Origin of the sequence: Lysobacter sp. K5869, from assembly GCF_018847975.1 — a bacterium.
Lineage (GTDB): Bacteria > Pseudomonadota > Gammaproteobacteria > Xanthomonadales > Xanthomonadaceae > Lysobacter.
Genome location: NZ_CP072597.1, coordinates 577709 through 594376 on the forward strand (window position 1 = coordinate 577709; position 16668 = coordinate 594376).

Consider the following 16668-nt stretch of genomic DNA (forward strand, 5'->3'; position numbering starts at 1 on the left):
GGAGTCGCGGATCGTCGTTGCGTACCGAAGGCGGCGGCGCGCCGCCGCCCGCGGCGTCAGTCCTGCGTGCTCAGCTGCAGGTTGGTCGACAGATCCGACACCAGATAGCCGATCCAGCCGAGGTAATTGCGGTGGATGTACGGCTTGCCGTTCTTGAGCTTGTAATCGAGGTCGCGGCTGTCCACGTAGGCGAAGCGCACCTGCTTGGCGTCGTAGGTGACGCGGATGCGGGCGACGTGGCTGCGCAGGTTCAGCGTCGAATCGATCTGGCCGGGCTGCTCGGCGGTGACCGACCAACCGCGGCCGGCGAGCGCGCGCTTGATGTCCTTGGCGACTTTCTCCGCGCCGACGTTGGCCGGAACCGCGACCGGATCGGGATCGATCAACGGCGCCGAACGCGCCTGCACCGGCGCCGAAAACGCGACCGCCGCGGCCAGCGCGAGCGCGGCCGACATCACTTGCATGAAACGCATGGAATCCCCCTGTCTGTGAAGCCTGAAGCGTCGATGGTCCGATCCGTCGTTGGATCGCGTGCTGGAATCGCCCCTGCGGCGTCCGGGCGATGCCGCGGCGGCGGCCGCGCGGTACGGCGCGGCGTGCGCCGGTCGAGGCCGCGCCATGATACGCGTCGCGGCTCGCGCCATCGCGCACGCGGCGACGCCGCCGTTTCCGCGTTCATCGAAGCGCCGACCCGACCTCGGCCCGCGCCGCGCGGGGCCCGTCGCGCCGCTTGGCTATACTGCGCGCTCGCCTCATCGCCCCGGCCCGCCCGCTCAGTGACGTCCACCGTTTCCCCGATGCCGCCTCTGGCGATCCGCGCCTACACCGCCAGCACGGCCCTGGGACTCGGTCTGCGCGCGCAGGCGAGCGCCCTGCGCGAACGCCGCGGCGGCCTGCGCCGCAACGATTTCGCCCCGCTCGCGCCGGATCAGGCGCCGCTGGACTGCTGGATCGGCCGCGTCGACGCGATCGAAGCCTCGCCGCTGCCGCCGTCGCTGGCCCAGTGGGAAAGCCGCAACCACCGTCTGGCCTGGCTGAGCCTGAACCAGGACGACCTGCCCGAGGCGATCGCGGCCGCGGCCGCGCGCTACGGCGCCGAGCGCGTCGCGGTGATCGTCGGCACCTCGACATCGAGCATCGGCGCCACCGAGGAAGCCTACGCGCGCCTGGACGACGGGCATTTCCCCGCCGATCTGGCCCGTCCGGTGCTGCACACCCCGCATTCGATCGGCGCCTTCGTCGCCGCCGCGACCGGCTTGCGCGGCCCCTGCGTCACCGTCGCCACCGCCTGTTCCTCCAGCGCCAAGGTGTTCGCCCAGGCCGCGCGCCTGATCGCCGCGGGACTGGCCGACGCGGCCTTGGTCGGCGGCGTCGACACCTTGTGCGGCAGCGTGCTGTTCGGCTTCAACTCGTTGCAGTTGGTGTCGCCCGAGCCGTGCATGCCGTTCGACGCGCAGCGCGTCGGGCTCTCGCTCGGCGAAGCCGGCGGCTTCGCGTTGCTGGAGCGTGGCGAAGCCGGCGCCAGCGGGTTGCAGCTGCGCGGCTACGGCGAATCCAGCGACGCCCACCACATGTCCACGCCGCACCCGCAAGGCTTGGGCGCGCGTTTGGCGATGGCCGATGCGCTGGCCCGCGCCGGCGTGGAGGCCGGCGAGATCGGCTATCTCAATCTGCACGGCACCGCGACGCCGGCCAACGATCAGGTCGAAGCCTTGGCGGTGGCGGCGTTGTTCCCGCCGCACTTGCACGCGTCTTCGACCAAGGGCTGGACCGGCCACACCCTCGGCGCGGCCGGCATCGTCGAATCCGCGTTCGCGCTGCTGGCGCTGGAAAGCGGCGACTTGCCCGGCACGCTCAACAGCCGCGATCCCGATCCCGGCAACGGCCCGCAGATCCGCTTCGACAACGCGCGCGCGCCGATCCGCTACGCCATGAACAATTCCTTCGGCTTCGGCGGCAACAACTGCTCGCTAGTGTTTTCGCGCGCATGAACGCTTCCGTCCGTCCCGCCGCGGCGCTGTCCGCCGTCATCGAAGGCATCGGCTATTGGAGCCGCGGCCTGCCCGATTGGACCGCCGCGCGCGCCTACGCGCTCGGCGGCGAACCGGCCGACGGCGCGCCCGCGCGGCCGTCGCCGCAATTGCTGCCCGCCAACGAACGCCGGCGCGCGCCGGAAACCGTCGCGGTCGCGCTGGAAGTCGCCGCGGCCGCGTGCGCCGCCGCCGGCCGCGATCCGGCCGCGCTGTCGTCGGTGTTCGTGTCCAGCCACGGCGACATGGCGATCACCGACTACATGTGCGCGACCCTGGCCAGCGACCCGCGCGCGATCTCGCCGACGCGCTTCCACAACTCGGTGCACAACGCCGCCGCCGGCTACTGGACCATCGGCGTCGGCGCGATGCGCCCGGCCACCGCGCTCAGCGCGCTGGAGGCCGGTTTCGCCCAAGGTGTGATCGAAGCGCTGGCGCAATTGGCGGCCGGCGAGGACGCGGTGCTGCTGGCCGGCTACGACGGCGGCGGCTACGGCCCGCTGGCCGAGGTCGCGCCGAGCGAAGGCTTGCTCGGCGCGGCGCTGGTGCTGGGCCGCGCGCCGTGCGCGGGGGCGCCGACGCTGCACGCCTGGCTCGGCGACGCGCCGGCCGAGGCCGACGCGCCCGGACGCCTGCGCCTGCGCGCCGCGGGCAACGCCAGCGCGCCGATGCTGGCCCTGTTCGACGCGCTGGCGGCGGGCGACAATCGCCTCGCCCTGCCGGCCGGCGGCGGCCGTTGCCTATGGATGGAATTGAGTCATGACTGAGGCCCCGTCGCCCGGACGCGACCGCCGGCGCGCGCCGGTGTTGGCGCCGATGCCGAGCGTTCCGCGCGCGCGCTTGCACCGCGACAACGTCGCGGTGGTGATCCCCGCGCTCAACGAAGCGCTGCGCATCCGCGAAGTGGTGACCGGCGCGCTGGGCCAATGCGCGCTGGTGATCGTGATCGACGACGGCTCCGACGACGACACCGCGCAGCGCATCGCCGATCTGCCGGCCGTGGTGCTGCGCCACGCGCAGCGCCAGGGCAAGGGCGCGAGCCTGCGCGACGGTTTCGCCGAAGCGCTGCGCCGCGGCGCGGCGGCGGTGGTGACGATGGACGGCGACGGCCAGCACGCGGCCGACGACATCCCGCGCCTGATCGACAGCGGCAACCGCTATCCCGGCCACATCGTGATCGGCGCGCGTTTGCGCAAGCGCGCCGCGCAGCCGACTTACCGCCGCCTCGCCAACAATTTCGGCGATTGGGGCGTGGCCTGGGGCACCGGCTACCAAGTCGCCGACAGCCAGAGCGGCCAGCGCCTGTACCCCGCCGACGTGGCCGCGCTGGAACAAGTGCCGGGCGAGAACTTCGTGTTCGAGGCGCAGATCCTGATGTCGGCCGCGCAGCGGTTGGGCACGCGCTGCGTTTCGGTGCCGATCGAATCGCGCTACAACGCCGACGGCGAGCAGGCTTACCGCGCCAGCCACTTCAAGCCGCTGCGCGATTTCAGCCGGATCACCTCGCACATCGTGCTGCAGTGCTTGCGCCGCGGCCGGGTGCCGGAGATGTACCGCAGCATCCGCGCCCATCCGCCGCTGATCGACGATCCCAGCGGCGAGTTCGCGCCCGCGCCGGAGCGCAAGGCGTCGGCCGGTTCGCGCTGACGGCCGCGCGCGTTTCGCGCGAGGCTCGCCAACGAAAACGCCGGGCGCGAAGCCCGGCGTCCACTCGATACGGAAGCGCGCGACCGCGGCTCAGCGCGTGGGCGGCGGCGGCGGGCCTTGCGGCCCCGGATCGCTCAACGGCGGCGGATTGAGCACATAGATCGCGACGCCGCGGGCGAACTTCTGCCGCGGACTGATGCTGATGCCGACCCCGCCGCCGCTGAAATGACGACCGCCGCCGTAGCTGCCGCCGCCCGCGCCGACGCTGACGCCGGTGCCGCCGGCGCCGTCCTCGGTGCCCTGGAACAGCACGCCGTTGGCGCCGAGCTTGGCCGCCTCCCCGCGCAGCTTGCCGATCACCGAATTCATCTTGTTCTGCTCGCCGTAGGTGAAGGCGCCGCTATTGCTCTGCAACAGCGCGATCTCTTCGTAACGGCTCGGCGGCGGGGCGAAGTACACCCGCACTTGCTCGACCGGCACCGGCGGCCGCGGCTGGCCGGTGATGACGTGGGAACTGGCGCAGGCCGACAACGTCGCCACCAGCGCGGCGAGGACGAAGAACTGACGCATGACGGCGACTCCTGAACGGACCGGGGCCAGCATGCCACGACCGGCCGGGGTCCGCGATGAACCGCCCGCACTGCGCCGACGGCCGTATCGGCACCGGCGGCGAGCGGCGCATCACCGGCTCGCTCCCGCGCGCCCGCCGAGGCAGCGCGCGCGGGCGAATCCGCGAGGCGGGCTCGGCTTACTTCGCGACGACGCCGTCTTCGGCGTGCAGAACCAGCTCGGCGCGGTCGGGCGCGTCCATCTTGTTCCACTTGACCAGGTATTCGGTCTTCTTCTCGGCGACGCTGCCCTTGTGCTCTTCGTACCAGGCCGCGGCGGCCGGCGTCGGAGTCACGTACTCGGTCTTTTCCATCCACTTCTTGAAGTCTTCGCCGAGCAGGTTGTACTTGGCGTCGGCGCGGTTGTGGATCGGCAGCAGCGAGAAGCGCGCCTTCCACACGCCCGGGCGCGGACTGACCAGCAGGTAATAGGTCTTGTCGGCGTCGAGCTTGACGTCGACGAAGTCGGCGTTCTCGGACACGACCATCAGCCGGTGCTCGCCCGGCTCCATCTGCACCGCCATCTTCTGCTTGAAGATCAGCGCGCCGAGGAAGCGGGTGGCGTCGTCGGGCGCGTCGTACACGGTCGAGGCGATGCCGCCGCCGACGAACGCCGCGCGCACGAACACCAGCAACGCCTTGCCGGGTTCGGGCTTGGGATTTTGATCCTCGGCGCGGACCATCAACGGTTCCTTGGCGAACGCCGGAACCGAGCAAAGCGACAGCAACAGCAGCGCGACGCGCAGCAGCTTGGACATCTGGATTTTCCCCTAGAAAACGCCGGCGTTTCCGGCGCGCGCATAGGGTAATCGCTGACCGGCGCGAAACCCAGACCGCTCGACGCCGACGGACGAACGCCTCACCGGTCCATCGCGACCGATGCGCGCGGCGAGCCGGGCTCGCGCCTTCGCCTGGCGCTCAGCCCATGCCGCCGTTGATCCCGATCACCTGCCCGTTGATGTAACCGGCTTCGTCCGAACACAGGAACCCGACCAACGCCGCGACCTCGTCGGCGCGCCCGGCGCGCCCGGCCGGCACCATCTGCTTGATCGCCTCGGGCGGAAACGCCTCGGCGGCCATGCGCCCTTCGATCACGCCGGGCGCGACGACGTTGACGGTGATGCCGCGGCTGGCCATCTCGCGCGCCAGCGACTTGGACGCGCCGTGCAACGCGGCCTTGGCCGCGGCGTAGTTGGTTTGGCCGCGATTGCCGAGCACCGCGGCGACCGAGGACACGCTGACGATGCGGCCGAAGCGGGTGCGCGCCATCGGCAGCAGCAGCGGCTGGGTGACGTGGAAGAAACCGTGCAGCGAGACATCGACCACGCGCTTCCACTGCGCCTCGCTCATGCCGGCCATCGGCGCGTCGTCGTGGATGCCGGCGTTGTTGACCACGCACTGGATCGGCCCGGCGTCGAGCAGCGCCGCGATCGCCGCGCGCGCGGCTTCGCCGTCGGCGACGTCGAACGCCACCGCGTCCGCCGCGCCGCCCGCCTCGCGGATCCGCGCGGCCACCGCCTGCGCGCGCTCGACGCCGCTGTTGGCGTGCACGATCACCCGCCAGCCCTGCGCGGCCAGACGCAAGCAGATCGCTCCGCCCAAATCGCCGCTGCCGCCGGTCACCAAGGCGCGCCGCGCCTGCTTATCCGCTCCGCTCATCGCCATTCTCCGAAACCGAACGGGAGCCGTGGCAGCCCGCTCGTTCCTGGTTCCTCTTCACTGGTTCCTAGCCCCGCGCCATCACCGCCGCGCGCCCGCTCGCAAGCACCTCGCCGGCATGCGAAATCTCGAACTCGTACTGCCAACTGTCGTCCGTCGCGATCAGCTTGCGCGCGCGGCCTTCCAACTCGCCGGGCAGATCGTCGATGCGCGCGGCGCGCAACTCCACGCCGCGCAGCGCCACCAACACGCCGGGCTTGGCGCGGCCGCCGTGCGCGCGCGCCAACAGGCCGCCGTGCACGGCCATCAGCTGCGCGCCGTACTCGCACAAATGCACCGCGTGCAGCCGTTCGCCGCTGCGCAGCGGATGGGCCGGATCGCGATGGCCGCCGCTGCGCGCGAGGATGCGCTCGTCGTCCCATTCGGGCACCGCGTCCCACAGGCACATCAGACCTTGGTGCGGGATCAGCTCGGCGATGGCTGCGCGGGTCTGAATCATGCTGCCGTTCTCGGTATCGGTCGCGCGGGTCACCAGCGATAGCGCAGGCCGGCGCTGAGATCGCGCGAGCGCACGCCGTCGCCGCGCTGGTAGGCGCAGTCCAGGAACAGGCTCAGGCGTTCGCCGCGGCCGAGCTGGATACCGGCGCTGGCCAGGCCGCCCTGCTTCGGCAGCGCCGCGCTGCGCACGCCGAAGCCGTAGCCCGGCGCGCCGGCGAACTCGAGGTTCGTTTGCGCATACTCGTCGCCGTAGCCGCGCAACGCCCGCGCTTCCAGGCGCGGCGACAGCGCCCAGTCGCCCAGATCGTAATCCGCGCTCCAACGCAGGCCGGCGCTGGCGGTGGTGCGCGCCAGCTTCGCCGAAGCGCCGACCAGATCGACGTCCTGCGCGCCGCCCTCGCGGAAGCCGTCGTTGTCCAGACGGGTGCGGGCGATGCTCAGCAAGGGCTGCAGGCGCGAGCCGCCGAGCTCGAAAGTCCAGCCGCCTTCCAGGTAAGCGCTGTAGCTTTGCCCGTCGTAGCGCGATTGCGCCCGACGCGCGATGTCGCCCGCCACCACGCTGCGCTCGACCCGGTTGCGCCAACTGGCATAGCCCAAGGCGCCGTTGAGATAGGCGTTCGCGCCGCGCCAACCGGCGTACACCGTGAGTTGCGCGACCTCGGCCTTGGCCTGGTCGCCCGCGCGCAAATCGGCGTCGAGCTTGTCGAATTGCGCGCTCGCGCCCAACAGCACCGACTCGGCGATCCAACCGTCCGCGCCCAGCGCGGTGCCGCGCGCGTCCAGATCCACGCCCGGCGCGTTGCGGTCGCCGTCCATGCGGGTGGAACCGTCGGACACGCGGATCCAGGCGCCGCCGCGTCCGGCGTCGCCGGCGCCGTCGCGTTGCAGCGCGCGCCGGCTCAGGTCCTGGCCGAACGAGGAGTGCCGCTGCAGCAGCGCGGCGGCGAAGCCGGCGTGGGCGTCGCCGGACAAGCGATCGATGCCGCTCATCGCGCCGGCCTCGCTCAGCGTGGTCAGCTCTTCGATCACCGCTTCCATATCGGCGCTGGGCCGGCCGCCGGCGGCGATGGCGTCGAGCGCGGTGGCGACGCCGCAGCGATTGAAGCCGTCGCACACGTCCTGGAAGCGGGTGTCGCTGCGCAGCACGTCCAGATAGGCGTGTTGCGCGTCGTAGGTCATGGCGAGCTTGAGGAAGGGCTGGTTCTGGGTGAGTTGGTCGAACCGGCCGCTTACCCCGCCCTGCGCGTCGATCAAGGTGTAGCGGGTGCCGTAGGCGTACTGGCCCGGCGCCTTGATCACGTCGAGGGTGCCGCCTTCCAGCACCGCGCGGCCGCCGACCTTGAGCAGGTCGGCGCGGCCGTCCGCGGCGACGTCGACCTGCAGCCGCGCGCCGGCGCGCTGCAGGTAATCGCCGTCCACGGTCAGCACGCCGAGCCCGTCGCCGGGCGCGAGCGTGCCGGCGTTGGTCAGGCCGCGCATGCGGCCCTTACCGAACAGCGTGCCGTTCGCGCCGACGCTGAAAACGCCCGCGCTGAAATCGTCCAGGCGCACGCGGCCCTGCTCGACCTGCACCTGACCGGTGAACAGGCCGGACGCCCTCTCCAGCGCGAGGGTGCCGGCGCCGGTCTTCACCAGCGTGCCGGTGCCCTCCATGCTGCTGATGGCGTCGTCGCGCCCGAGCCCGCCCAGGGTCAGCGTCGAGGCGCCGAGCCGGAGCAGCCCGCCGGCGGCCAGCGAGCCGATCGACAGCGGTTGGCTCATGCCGGACGTGTCCACCGCGAACACGTTGCCGATGGCGAGGCCGCCGGCCACCGCGTGGTCGCGGAAGGCGACCGTGCCGGCGCTGACGATCGTCGCCTGCCTGGCGTCGGCCTGGTCGAAGAACGACACCGTGGTGGAGGTGCCTCTGGCCAGCGCGATCACGGCGTTGCCGGCGTTGCTGCTTTCGCCGAAGGCGACGGTGCCGAAGCCGCCGCTGCCGATGCGCGCGCTGCCGGCGCTGGATTCGTCCTCGAACAAGACCTGTCCGTAGAGGTTCTCGATCGCGATGGTCGCGCGCCCCGCGTCGGAACGGTCGACGAAACGCACGGTCGAAATCGTGCGGGCCGCCCCGTCGAGCACGGTGATGCCGAGATCGGCCGCGCTCGCCTGCGACTCGAAGCGAATCTCGGCATTGTCGTAAGCCGCCAACGGGCCGGTGCCGAAGGCGCCCGTCGTCCGGGCGACGATCGTCGCGTTGTTGTTGACGACCAGGCCGCCGCTGAAGCCGTCGTTGCGCTGCTCGAACGTCACCGAACCGCGGCCGAAGATGTTCAGCCGGCCGGTACCGGAGACGTTGCCCTTGAGCCGCAGAGCGGCCGCATCGCTGCCCAGCAGTTGGATGCGGTTGGTCGCGGCGGCGTCGACTTGGATATCGCGCCCCATGTCGAAGCCGTTGCCCAGCACGTTCAACTGGCCGCCGGCGAAGCGCAGCTTGCCGCCTCCCAGGCTGGCGTCGAAGGCCACGTCCAACTCGCCGCCGCGCAGCGTGGTATCGCCGGCATAGGTGTTGGTGTTGCTCAGGTACACGCGACCGGGGCCGACGATGTCGAGGCCGCCGGCGCCGACGATGGGAACGTCGATGGTCGCCCTGACCAGCGAATCCGCCGCGATCGTCGCTTGCGCCGCGCCGATCGACAACGCGCCGCCGGCGCCGGCGCTCAGGCGGTAAAGGTTGTTGGCGCCGGAGAACCCCAAGCCGGTGAAGACCTGCGCGCCCTCCACCGAAATATCGTTGTTGGCGCCGGCGACCCGGAACGCCGCCACGCCCGGCGTCCACGCGCCGACGCTGCCGTCCTCGCGGGTCCAGTTGGTGTTGCCGGCGTTCCACACGCCGCTGCCGTTGTCCCAATAGTTCACCGGGTCGGCGGCCAGCGCCGCGCCGGGCAGTTGCAGACCCAAGGCCACCGCGGCGGCGAGCGCGCCGCGAACCCAACCGCGCGCGCCGCGCCGGCGGCCGCGCTGGCCGGAAGAGGTGGGCTCGATCGGGAGCGAGTGCGTCATCATCGTCCTTGTCCTGAAGGGAGTGGTGCCGGAACGCGGCGAAAACGATTATCCGCCTGCATCATCGCAGCGCATGATACCCATCGCCGCGACCGTGCCGGCGAGCGAAGCGGGCGCGGCCTGAACCGGCGCGCGCCGGTTCAGGCCGACGCGGCGTCCTCGCCGGAATCGATCATCGCCGCCGGCTCGCGCACGATCAGCAGCGCGAGCGCGAAGTTGAACACCACGCCGAGCGCGACCGTCGCGCCGATCGCGCGCAGCACCGGGATCGACGACAGCGCCAGCAGCGCGAACACCATGAACGTGGTGAGGCTGCAAACGATCACCGCGTGCAAGGTGCGCAGCTGTTCGGCGCGGTCGTCGCCGGCGTGGTCGAAGAACAGCGCGTAGTCCAGGCCCAAGCCGGCGGCGAGGATCAGCGAGACCAGATGGAACAGGTTGAGCTCGACGCCGAAGCCGCGCAGCGCGGCGAGGATCAGCAGCGTGCTCAGCGCCATCGGCGCCAACACCCGCAGCACGCGGCGCGGCGAGCGCAGCGCCACCCACACCGCCGCGGCCAGCAGCACGCCGGCCAGGGCCAGCGCCATCAGCACGCGGCCGCGGTATTCGGCGACCAAGGATTCCGACGCTTGTTTCAGATCCAGCAGATGGCCGCCATGGCGGCGCACCACCGCCTCGACCGCTTCGGGATCGTGCAAGCCCGACAACGCGACCAGCGCGGTGGCGTGGCCGGGCCGCTCGCGCAGCAGGCCTTCGATGCTGCTCGCCAGCGCGGTGCCGGCCAGATCGCGCGGCCGCAGCGGCGGCGCGTGGCGCGCGGCTTCGACCTCGCGCAGGAAATCGGCGAAGGCGTCCTCGCGGAACGGCGTCGCCGCGACCGCTTCGGCCAGCGCCGCGCGCAGCGCCTCGGGTTCGGGCAGGCGACGCTGGCGATCCAGCTGAGTGCGCGCGCTGGGCAGATAGCGAGCGGCCAGATCGAAACCGACCAAGGCGCCGCGCTGGCGCAGTTGCGGCAATTCCTTGAGCAGGCCTTCGGAGGCTTGCAGCGCGGCCTCGGCGTCGCGCGCTTCGATCGCCGCGACGTAACGCACGTCCGGCGCGCCGAGCTCCTCGCGCAGCTGCGCGTCGCGCGCCAGCGCCGCTTCCGGCACCGGGGTGAGTTTGGCCAGATCGTTCTGCCAGAACGGCCCGGGCACGAACAGGACCACGGCCAAGGCCAGCGCCGCCAGCAGCGACACGCTGGCCACGCCCAGGCGCGGCCAGCGCGCCAGCGCGGTCCACACCCGCGCCAGCCGCTGCGATTGGGCGACGTCGCGCGGCGCCGGATCGATCAGCGCCGGCAGCACGAAGCGCGTGGTCAGCGCGGCGGTGGCGAGGCCGACGATGGTGAACACCGCCAGCTGCTGCAGGCCGTCGACGCCGGACACGAAGAAGGTCAGGTAGGCGATGCAGGTCGAGGTCACGCCGGTGCCGAGCGTCGGCCACAGGCTGCGCGCGCTCGCCCACGGCGACAGGCCCGGACGCTGATGGCTGTAGAGGTGGATCGGGTAGTCCTGGACCACGCCGATCAAGGTGAAGCCGAACGCGACGGTGATGCCGTGCACGCCCTCGAAGCAAATCGCGACCGCGCCCAGGCCGGCCAATCCCGCGGTCGCCAGCGGCAGGCCGCCGATCAGCGGCGCTTTCCAACTGCGGTACGCCAGCCACAGCAGCGCGACGAACAGCAGGCTGTCGATGGTGCCGATCAAACTCGCTTCGCGCTGGGTGCGCCCGCCGATTTCCAGCGAGAACGCGCCCGGGCCGCTGATGGTGAGCCGGGCCGGACCGGCGCCGCGCGCCTTATCGAACGCGGCGCGGATCGCGACGATGGCGCGCTCTTGCCCGGCCGGGTCGAAACCCGCCGTGCGCGTTTCCACCGCCAGCAGCGCTTGCTTGCCGGCGCGGTCGAACCACACGCCGTCGAGCGTCTGCGGCATCGCGCCGGGTTGCCAGGCCTCGGCCAGGCGCAGCATTTCCAGGGTCGGGTCGCTGGGCAGCAGCGGCTCGATCAGCTCGCCCGCGGGCGAGCCGAGGTCTTGCACCCGGTTCTGCAGCTGGTCGCGCAGGTAGGCGGTGTGCAGGCGCTGTTCGTCGAGCGTCGGCGACAGCAGATAGCGGTACGGCCGCAGGCGTTCGGGCACCGCGTCCAGGCCGAGGCTGGCGCCGTTGGCGACCAGCTTGAACTCGGGCTGCGCGATCAGCGCTTCGCGCATCGACTGCGATTGCGCGGCCAGCGTGGCCGGCGCGTCGCCTTCGATCGCCAGCAGCAGCAGGCGCGAACCCGGGCCTTCGCCGAGTTCTTCCAGCAGCAGCTTCTGCGCCGGCGTGCGCGCGTTCGGCATGAACCGGCGCAGGTCGCCGCTGAGCTGCAGCTGCGCGCCGATCGCCCAGCCGGCGACGGCGAGGACGCCCAGCCACAGCAGGGCGAACAGCAGACGGCGCGCGGGCGTCATCAGCGCGCCGGGCCGTGGCTGCGGCACAGCGCGGCCAGTTGGCTGGCGTCGCTGACGCCGGCGGCGGCGCGCGCGGCGCTGCCGAGCAAGGTGCGTTGCTGGTCGCTGCCGCGCGCGGGGCGGGTTTCGATGCAGCGCAGTTCCTCGTCGCGGCCGAACAGCGCGATCTCGCGCACGCGCGCGGCGACCTGGGCGTCCTTCGGCGTCATCGTCACGCTCCACTGCCGGCGCGTGCCTTGCGCGGCCAGCGCGTAGTGGCGCTCGAGTTCGGCGCGGTCGCCGCCGAGCAGGGCGCCGAAGCTGGCCTGCAGCGCCACCAGTTCCGGCGCGCGCGACAGCGAGAAGCGCCGCGGCGGCTTGCCGGCGCGGGCGATGCTGACCTCGCCCTGGCCCGGCTTGGCGCCGGTGCGGATGGTGGTGGTTTCCGCGTACGGATCGCGCACCTCGCGCACCAGGGTGTCGGCGTCGGGACGGCGGTATTCGCCGGACACGCGCAGCGGCGCCTTGAGCAAGGCCGAGCCGCGCACTTCGACGAAGTCGGTGCGCGCCGGCACCGGCTGGGCCAGGCGCGGCAGGATCCAGGCCGGGTCGGCGGGCTGCGCGCCGGCGTCGGCGGCGGCCGCTGCGGGCACGGCGGCGGCCGCGCTCGCGGCGGCCTGCTCAGCCGGCGCGGCGAGCGGCGACGTCGCCGCCAGCAGCAGCGCGAGGGTCGTGCAGAGCCGTTGCGGGCGGAACGTAGGAAGCGTCATCGGCATGCCAGAAATCGTAGAAGTTGAACCAGTTGTACGGCGCGCTGCGAGCGTGGTGCTGCAAGCGCTCGGCGTAGCGTTGGGCGAGCGCGGCCAGCTGCGCCGGGCGCTCGCGCCGTTCGATGCTGAGCGCGTCGGCGAACGGCTCGAACACCATTTCGTAGCGCGCGCCGCCGCGGTACAGGCCGAACGCCAGCGCCACCGGCAGCTTGAGCGCGGCGGCGATCAGCCACGGCGAAGTCGGAAAGCGCGCGCCGGCACCGAAGAAATTCGCCGCGATCGAGGGCTCGCCCGGACCGGCGCGGTCGACCAGCATCGCCACGATGTCGCCGTGGTCGGTGGCGTGCTTGATCTGCAGGGCGATGCTGGGACCGTCCTGGCCGGCGTCGATGACGTTGGCGGCGATCTGCGGGTCCAGCGCATCGAGCAAGCGCATCAGCGCGGCGTTGTGGCCGCGGTCGAGCACGACCTTGACCCGCGTCTGCGGCCGCCGGCGCGCCAGCACCCGCAGCGCTTCGAAGCTGCCCAGGTGCGAGCCGAACAGCATCAGCCCCTGGCCGCGATCGAGATGGGCTTCCAGCGCGTCCAGGCCGCGCACCTCGACTTCGAAGCGATCCATGCCTTGGCTGAGCATGAACACCCGGTCGAGGATGGTCGCGGCGAAGGTGTGGATGTGGCGGGCCACGTCCCGCCACCCCGCCTCGCGCCCGAGCGCGCGGCGCAGGTAGGCGCGCGAGGCGCGGCGCTCGGGGCCGCGCGCGAGCAGGTAGAAGGCGACGATGGGGTACAGCGCCAGCCGCGCCAGCGCGCGACCGCCGTGGTTGGCGATCAGGAAAATGATGCGGTAGGCCAGCGGCCCCGCGCCTTCGGGGCGGTTTTTCCAATGCCCGGCGTTCATGCGTTCGCGTCCTTGCGTTGCGGGGTGTGGGTGCTCGCGCCGTCGGCGACGATCTCGCCGCTGGCCAAAAGATCCTCGCCGCGGCGCACGCGGAAGCGCCAGCGCGACGGGGCGAGCGGTTCGAGCTCGACCTGCGCGGCTTCGCCGGGCAGCAGCGGCTGCAGGAATTTGACCTGCGGCAGGCGCAGGCCGCTCGACTCGCCGTGCTGCGCCTGCACGGCTTCGAGGACCCGCTCCAGCAGCACCACGCCGGGCACCAGCGGCCGGCCGGGGAAATGGCCCGGCAGGCAGGGATGATCGGCGGGGACGACGAAATTCATGGGCGGTGCGCGCGGCGGCGTTGGCTGAGATCGAAGGATAAAACAGGCGCGGATGAAACGCGGCGGAACGGCGCCGCTGCAAGCGTTTTCTCGCGCATTGGGGCGCGCGCGGCGTTCAGGACGAGAACAACTCTTTCCAAAAGCGCGGCCCGAGCCGGGCCATGCGCCGCAGGAAATCGAAGAACCCGGTTTCCGGACGGTCGTGGAAGCGGCGGCAACGCACCGCATACTCGCCGGCGAACATCGCGCCGAGCACGCCGTAATTGATGATGTTGGCGAACCACGACCATTGTTCCTGGGTGATCGACGGCGACGGCGCGTAGCCCAATCGCGCCAGCAAGCCGTCGGGCACGGCGATCAGCGCCAAGGCGCCGTTGGCCAGGGTCAAAAACGCCAGCACTGCCGCCCACAGCGCGGTCAGCCCGCGGGTGTAGCGATACAGCTCCGGCGCCAGCTCGCGCGGCGCGCGGCCGTACAAGGCGGCGACGATGCGGGTGATCAGCCCCTCGCGCGGCGCGCGCAGGCTGCGCGCGAACCACCACGCCAGCCAACCGTTGAACAGCACCGGCGGCGTCAGCAGCAGCATCTGCGCATACGGGGTGCGCGCCAGCGCGGCGAGCGCGGCCAGCAGCGCGGCGAAGATCGCCCACGGCGCCGGCCGCAGCGCCAGCAGGCCGTCGACGGCGACGAAGGCGGCCAGATCGGCCAGCGCCAGCGCCGCCGGCAGGCCGCCGCCGTCGTGGCTGGCCCAGTGCGCGAGCAGCGGATAGGCGATGGCCAACAGCGCGCGCGCCGGGCCGCTGGCGCTGGAGGCGAAATCGTTCACGATGGGTCGGAGTCCGGCGGGCGGCGGTCGCGCCGGACGCGCCGGCGCGGGCGAATGCAGCGAAGGATCAGGCGGCGCGGTGCTGCTCGATATGGCTCGACAGCGCGCGCAGCGAGGCGAAGATGCGGCGGTTTTCGTCGTTGTCCGAACGCAGCTGGAAGCCGTAGCGCTTGGTGATCGCCAGTGCCAGTTCCAGCGCGTCGATCGAATCCAGGCCCAGGCCGTCGTTGAACAGCGCCGCGTCCGGGTCGATCTGGTCCGGGGCCACGTCTTCCAGGTTCAGGCTCTCGACCAGCAGCTGCGCCAGTTCGCGTTCGGCAGGGCTTTGTTCAGACATCGTGTGTTCCGTGACAGACTTAACAAGGGGCGCCACGATCCTTCATCGGGCCGCAGCGCGCAACCATCGCTTTGCGGCAGGGTCGGGGCGGCTTCTGGCCGAAAACCGTCAAACCCTTTGGCATCAAAGGCTTGACCCGAAAAATCCGCACCTTGCGGGGTCGGGCCTGCGACCGCGCGACCGCGCTGCCGGCGCCTGCCGCGAGCTATCATTTGCGCATGAAGCCTTCCGTTTCCGTGTTCGCGACGGCCGTCCCGGTCTTCGCCGCGGCCCGCTCCGCCGAGCCGCCCGCCCCTGCCGCACTTTTGCTATACCCCGCCGCCCCGTCGCGAGGCCGGCGATGAGCGCCGCGCCCGCGATGGTCGGCGGTCCGCACCTGGACGTCGATTACCTCGACGCCGATCCGGCGCAGCTGCTGGCCCAGGACGACACCCTGGCCGTGTTCGGCTTCGGCCAGGACGCGCCGCACCACGACGACCCGCGCTACCTGCGCGTGGCCCTGGAGCCCTACGGCGACCGCCGCCTGGAGCGCTGGCGCGGGGTCGGTCCGGTCAGCAGCGGCCGCGACGGCGATCTGGCCTGGTCGGAAGACGGCGCGCTGCAGTTCGGCGTGATCGAACTCGACGAACCCGAGCCGCTGCCCGGCGAGCCGGCCAACGGCGAAATCCGCCGCGCCGCCGATTACCTCTACCGCAAGCTGCTGGCGTTCACCGCGCAACGCGGCTATCCGCATCTGCTGCGGATCTGGAACTACCTCGACGGCATCACCCTCGGCCACGGCGACGAAGAGCGCTACCGCGTGTTCTGCGTCGGCCGCGCCGACGGCCTGGGCGAGTTCCCGACCGCGCGACTGCCCGCGGCCACCGCGATCGGCCGCGTCGACGGGGCGCGCCGCCTGCAGGTGTATTGGCTGGCCTCACGCACGCCCGGCGCGCCGCTGGAGAATCCGCGTCAGGTCAGCGCGTACCGCTATCCGCGCCGCTACGGCCCGCAATCGCCGAGCTTCGCCCGCGCGATGCTGCCGCCGCTGCCGGCGCAGATGCCGCTGCTGCTGTCGGGCACCGCGGCCGTGGTCGGCCACGAATCGCGCCACGCCGATTCGGTGCTGGCCCAACTCGAGGAAACCCTGGCCAATTTCGACAGCCTGCTCGGCGCCGCGCGCCAACAGCGCCCCGGCCTGCCGACCGCGTTCGGCCCCGGCTCGCGCCTGAAGGTGTACGTGCGCGACCTGCCCGACCTGCCGATCGTCGCCGCCGAACTCGACCGCCGCTACGGCGACCGCGTGCCGCGCGTGCTGCTGCATGCGGCGGTGTGCCGGCATGAGTTGCTGGTGGAGATCGATGGGGTGCATGGGTGAGTAGGAGCTGGAGCGGGAATGAGGGGAACAGGGAATGGGGAATGGGTTGAACGCGGGCACGCGAACCGCTGCCTGTTTTGACGATCCGAACCCGCCCGACTACCCGCAAGAAGGCCCGCTTCGGCGGGCCTTTCCCGTTCCCGCCATTCCCCGCCCCCTTCTTTCCCGCTTCTCGATTCCCGCTTCCCGCTCCACGCTCCACGCT

At 71.9% G+C, this 16668-nt stretch carries 16 protein-coding genes; 4 read left to right on the plus strand and 12 right to left on the minus strand.

Features of this window, described 5'->3' with window-relative positions; translation table 11 throughout:
- Window positions 1–56: 56 nt before the first annotated feature.
- A complete protein-coding gene (locus J5226_RS02455; protein WP_215838283.1) occupies window positions 57–473 on the minus strand; it encodes a hypothetical protein in 417 nt (138 codons plus the stop codon).
- Window positions 474–797: 324 nt separating this feature from the next.
- Between J5226_RS02455 and J5226_RS02460 the strand changes: the two genes are divergently transcribed.
- The 3 genes from J5226_RS02460 to J5226_RS02470 are packed head-to-tail and all read left to right on the plus strand — an operon-like array spanning window position 798 to window position 3677.
- Window positions 798–1991 (plus strand): beta-ketoacyl-[acyl-carrier-protein] synthase family protein, encoded by a 1194-nt coding sequence (locus J5226_RS02460; RefSeq protein ID WP_215838284.1) that lies wholly within the window; start codon window positions 798–800, stop codon window positions 1989–1991.
- Window positions 1988–2797 carry a beta-ketoacyl synthase chain length factor gene (locus J5226_RS02465; protein ID WP_215838285.1) on the plus strand — a complete coding sequence of 270 codons (810 nt, stop codon included), beginning with the start codon at window positions 1988–1990 and terminating at the stop codon, window positions 2795–2797. The genes J5226_RS02460 and J5226_RS02465 overlap by 4 nt, the downstream gene beginning before the upstream one ends.
- 49 nt (window positions 2798–2846) lie before the next feature.
- A complete protein-coding gene (locus tag J5226_RS02470) occupies window positions 2847–3677 on the plus strand; it encodes a glycosyltransferase family 2 protein (protein ID WP_215840298.1) in 831 nt (276 codons plus the stop codon).
- A gap of 90 nt (window positions 3678–3767) precedes the next feature.
- On the opposite strand, the gene J5226_RS02475 is transcribed toward J5226_RS02470, so the two are convergent.
- The 11 genes from J5226_RS02475 to J5226_RS02525 form a co-directional block, all read right to left on the minus strand.
- Window positions 3768–4247 carry a DUF4156 domain-containing protein gene (locus J5226_RS02475; RefSeq protein WP_215838286.1) on the minus strand — a complete coding sequence of 160 codons (480 nt, stop codon included), beginning with the start codon at window positions 4245–4247 and terminating at the stop codon, window positions 3768–3770.
- A 178-nt stretch (window positions 4248–4425) separates the two neighbouring features.
- On the minus strand, window positions 4426–5043 hold the full coding sequence (locus J5226_RS02480) for a hypothetical protein (RefSeq protein WP_215838287.1): 618 nt from the start codon (window positions 5041–5043) through the stop codon (window positions 4426–4428).
- Window positions 5044–5203: 160 nt separating this feature from the next.
- On the minus strand, window positions 5204–5950 hold the full coding sequence (gene fabG / locus J5226_RS02485; protein WP_345778195.1) for a 3-oxoacyl-ACP reductase FabG: 747 nt from the start codon (window positions 5948–5950) through the stop codon (window positions 5204–5206).
- Window positions 5951–6011: 61 nt separating this feature from the next.
- Window positions 6012–6440 carry a phosphotransferase gene (locus tag J5226_RS02490; RefSeq protein ID WP_215840299.1) on the minus strand — a complete coding sequence of 143 codons (429 nt, stop codon included), beginning with the start codon at window positions 6438–6440 and terminating at the stop codon, window positions 6012–6014.
- A gap of 32 nt (window positions 6441–6472) precedes the next feature.
- Window positions 6473–9484: an autotransporter outer membrane beta-barrel domain-containing protein gene (locus J5226_RS02495; protein ID WP_215838289.1), complete on the minus strand. Its 3012-nt coding sequence runs from the start codon at window positions 9482–9484 to the stop codon at window positions 6473–6475.
- Window positions 9485–9624: 140 nt separating this feature from the next.
- Window positions 9625–11976 carry an MMPL family transporter gene (locus J5226_RS02500; protein WP_215838290.1) on the minus strand — a complete coding sequence of 784 codons (2352 nt, stop codon included), beginning with the start codon at window positions 11974–11976 and terminating at the stop codon, window positions 9625–9627.
- The gene (locus J5226_RS02505; RefSeq protein ID WP_255322970.1) at window positions 11976–12725 is read right to left on the minus strand and encodes a LolA-related protein; all 750 of its coding nucleotides are present in this window, start codon (window positions 12723–12725) and stop codon (window positions 11976–11978) included. Before J5226_RS02505 ends, J5226_RS02500 begins: the two co-directional genes overlap by 1 nt.
- Entirely contained in the window at window positions 12637–13623 is a 987-nt protein-coding gene (locus tag J5226_RS02510) for an acyltransferase (protein ID WP_215838291.1), read from the minus strand. Before J5226_RS02510 ends, J5226_RS02505 begins: the two co-directional genes overlap by 89 nt.
- Window positions 13620–13943, minus strand: coding sequence for a polyketide synthase dehydratase domain-containing protein (locus J5226_RS02515; protein WP_215838292.1), 324 nt, complete (start codon window positions 13941–13943; stop codon window positions 13620–13622). The genes J5226_RS02510 and J5226_RS02515 overlap by 4 nt, the downstream gene beginning before the upstream one ends.
- A 115-nt stretch (window positions 13944–14058) precedes the next feature.
- Window positions 14059–14769 carry a ketosynthase gene (locus J5226_RS02520; protein WP_255322971.1) on the minus strand — a complete coding sequence of 237 codons (711 nt, stop codon included), beginning with the start codon at window positions 14767–14769 and terminating at the stop codon, window positions 14059–14061.
- A gap of 67 nt (window positions 14770–14836) precedes the next feature.
- Window positions 14837–15106 carry a phosphopantetheine-binding protein gene (locus J5226_RS02525; protein WP_215838293.1) on the minus strand — a complete coding sequence of 90 codons (270 nt, stop codon included), beginning with the start codon at window positions 15104–15106 and terminating at the stop codon, window positions 14837–14839.
- A gap of 340 nt (window positions 15107–15446) precedes the next feature.
- On the opposite strand from J5226_RS02525, the gene J5226_RS02530 reads away from it, so the two are divergent.
- Window positions 15447–16463: a pteridine-dependent deoxygenase gene (locus J5226_RS02530; RefSeq protein ID WP_215838294.1), complete on the plus strand. Its 1017-nt coding sequence runs from the start codon at window positions 15447–15449 to the stop codon at window positions 16461–16463.
- Window positions 16464–16668: the final 205 nt, after the last annotated feature.

What these genes read in the sequence shown, in the direction of transcription:
- J5226_RS02455 (WP_215838283.1), bottom strand. Translation starts at nt 473, where the DNA reads ATGCGTTTCATGCAAGTGATGTCGGCCGCGCTCGCGCTGGCCGCGGCG.
- J5226_RS02460 (WP_215838284.1), top strand. Translation starts at nt 798, where the DNA reads ATGCCGCCTCTGGCGATCCGCGCCTACACCGCCAGCACGGCCCTGGGA.
- J5226_RS02465 (WP_215838285.1), top strand. Translation starts at nt 1,988, where the DNA reads ATGAACGCTTCCGTCCGTCCCGCCGCGGCGCTGTCCGCCGTCATCGAA.
- J5226_RS02470 (WP_215840298.1), top strand. Translation starts at nt 2,847, where the DNA reads ATGCCGAGCGTTCCGCGCGCGCGCTTGCACCGCGACAACGTCGCGGTG.
- J5226_RS02475 (WP_215838286.1), bottom strand. Translation starts at nt 4,247, where the DNA reads ATGCGTCAGTTCTTCGTCCTCGCCGCGCTGGTGGCGACGTTGTCGGCC.
- J5226_RS02480 (WP_215838287.1), bottom strand. Translation starts at nt 5,043, where the DNA reads ATGTCCAAGCTGCTGCGCGTCGCGCTGCTGTTGCTGTCGCTTTGCTCG.
- fabG (WP_345778195.1), bottom strand. Translation starts at nt 5,950, where the DNA reads ATGGCGATGAGCGGAGCGGATAAGCAGGCGCGGCGCGCCTTGGTGACC.
- J5226_RS02495 (WP_215838289.1), bottom strand. Translation starts at nt 9,484, where the DNA reads ATGACGCACTCGCTCCCGATCGAGCCCACCTCTTCCGGCCAGCGCGGC.
- J5226_RS02500 (WP_215838290.1), bottom strand. Translation starts at nt 11,976, where the DNA reads ATGACGCCCGCGCGCCGTCTGCTGTTCGCCCTGCTGTGGCTGGGCGTC.
- J5226_RS02505 (WP_255322970.1), bottom strand. Translation starts at nt 12,725, where the DNA reads ATGACGCTTCCTACGTTCCGCCCGCAACGGCTCTGCACGACCCTCGCG.
- J5226_RS02510 (WP_215838291.1), bottom strand. Translation starts at nt 13,623, where the DNA reads ATGAACGCCGGGCATTGGAAAAACCGCCCCGAAGGCGCGGGGCCGCTG.
- J5226_RS02515 (WP_215838292.1), bottom strand. Translation starts at nt 13,943, where the DNA reads ATGAATTTCGTCGTCCCCGCCGATCATCCCTGCCTGCCGGGCCATTTC.
- J5226_RS02525 (WP_215838293.1), bottom strand. Translation starts at nt 15,106, where the DNA reads ATGTCTGAACAAAGCCCTGCCGAACGCGAACTGGCGCAGCTGCTGGTC.
- J5226_RS02530 (WP_215838294.1), top strand. Translation starts at nt 15,447, where the DNA reads ATGAGCGCCGCGCCCGCGATGGTCGGCGGTCCGCACCTGGACGTCGAT.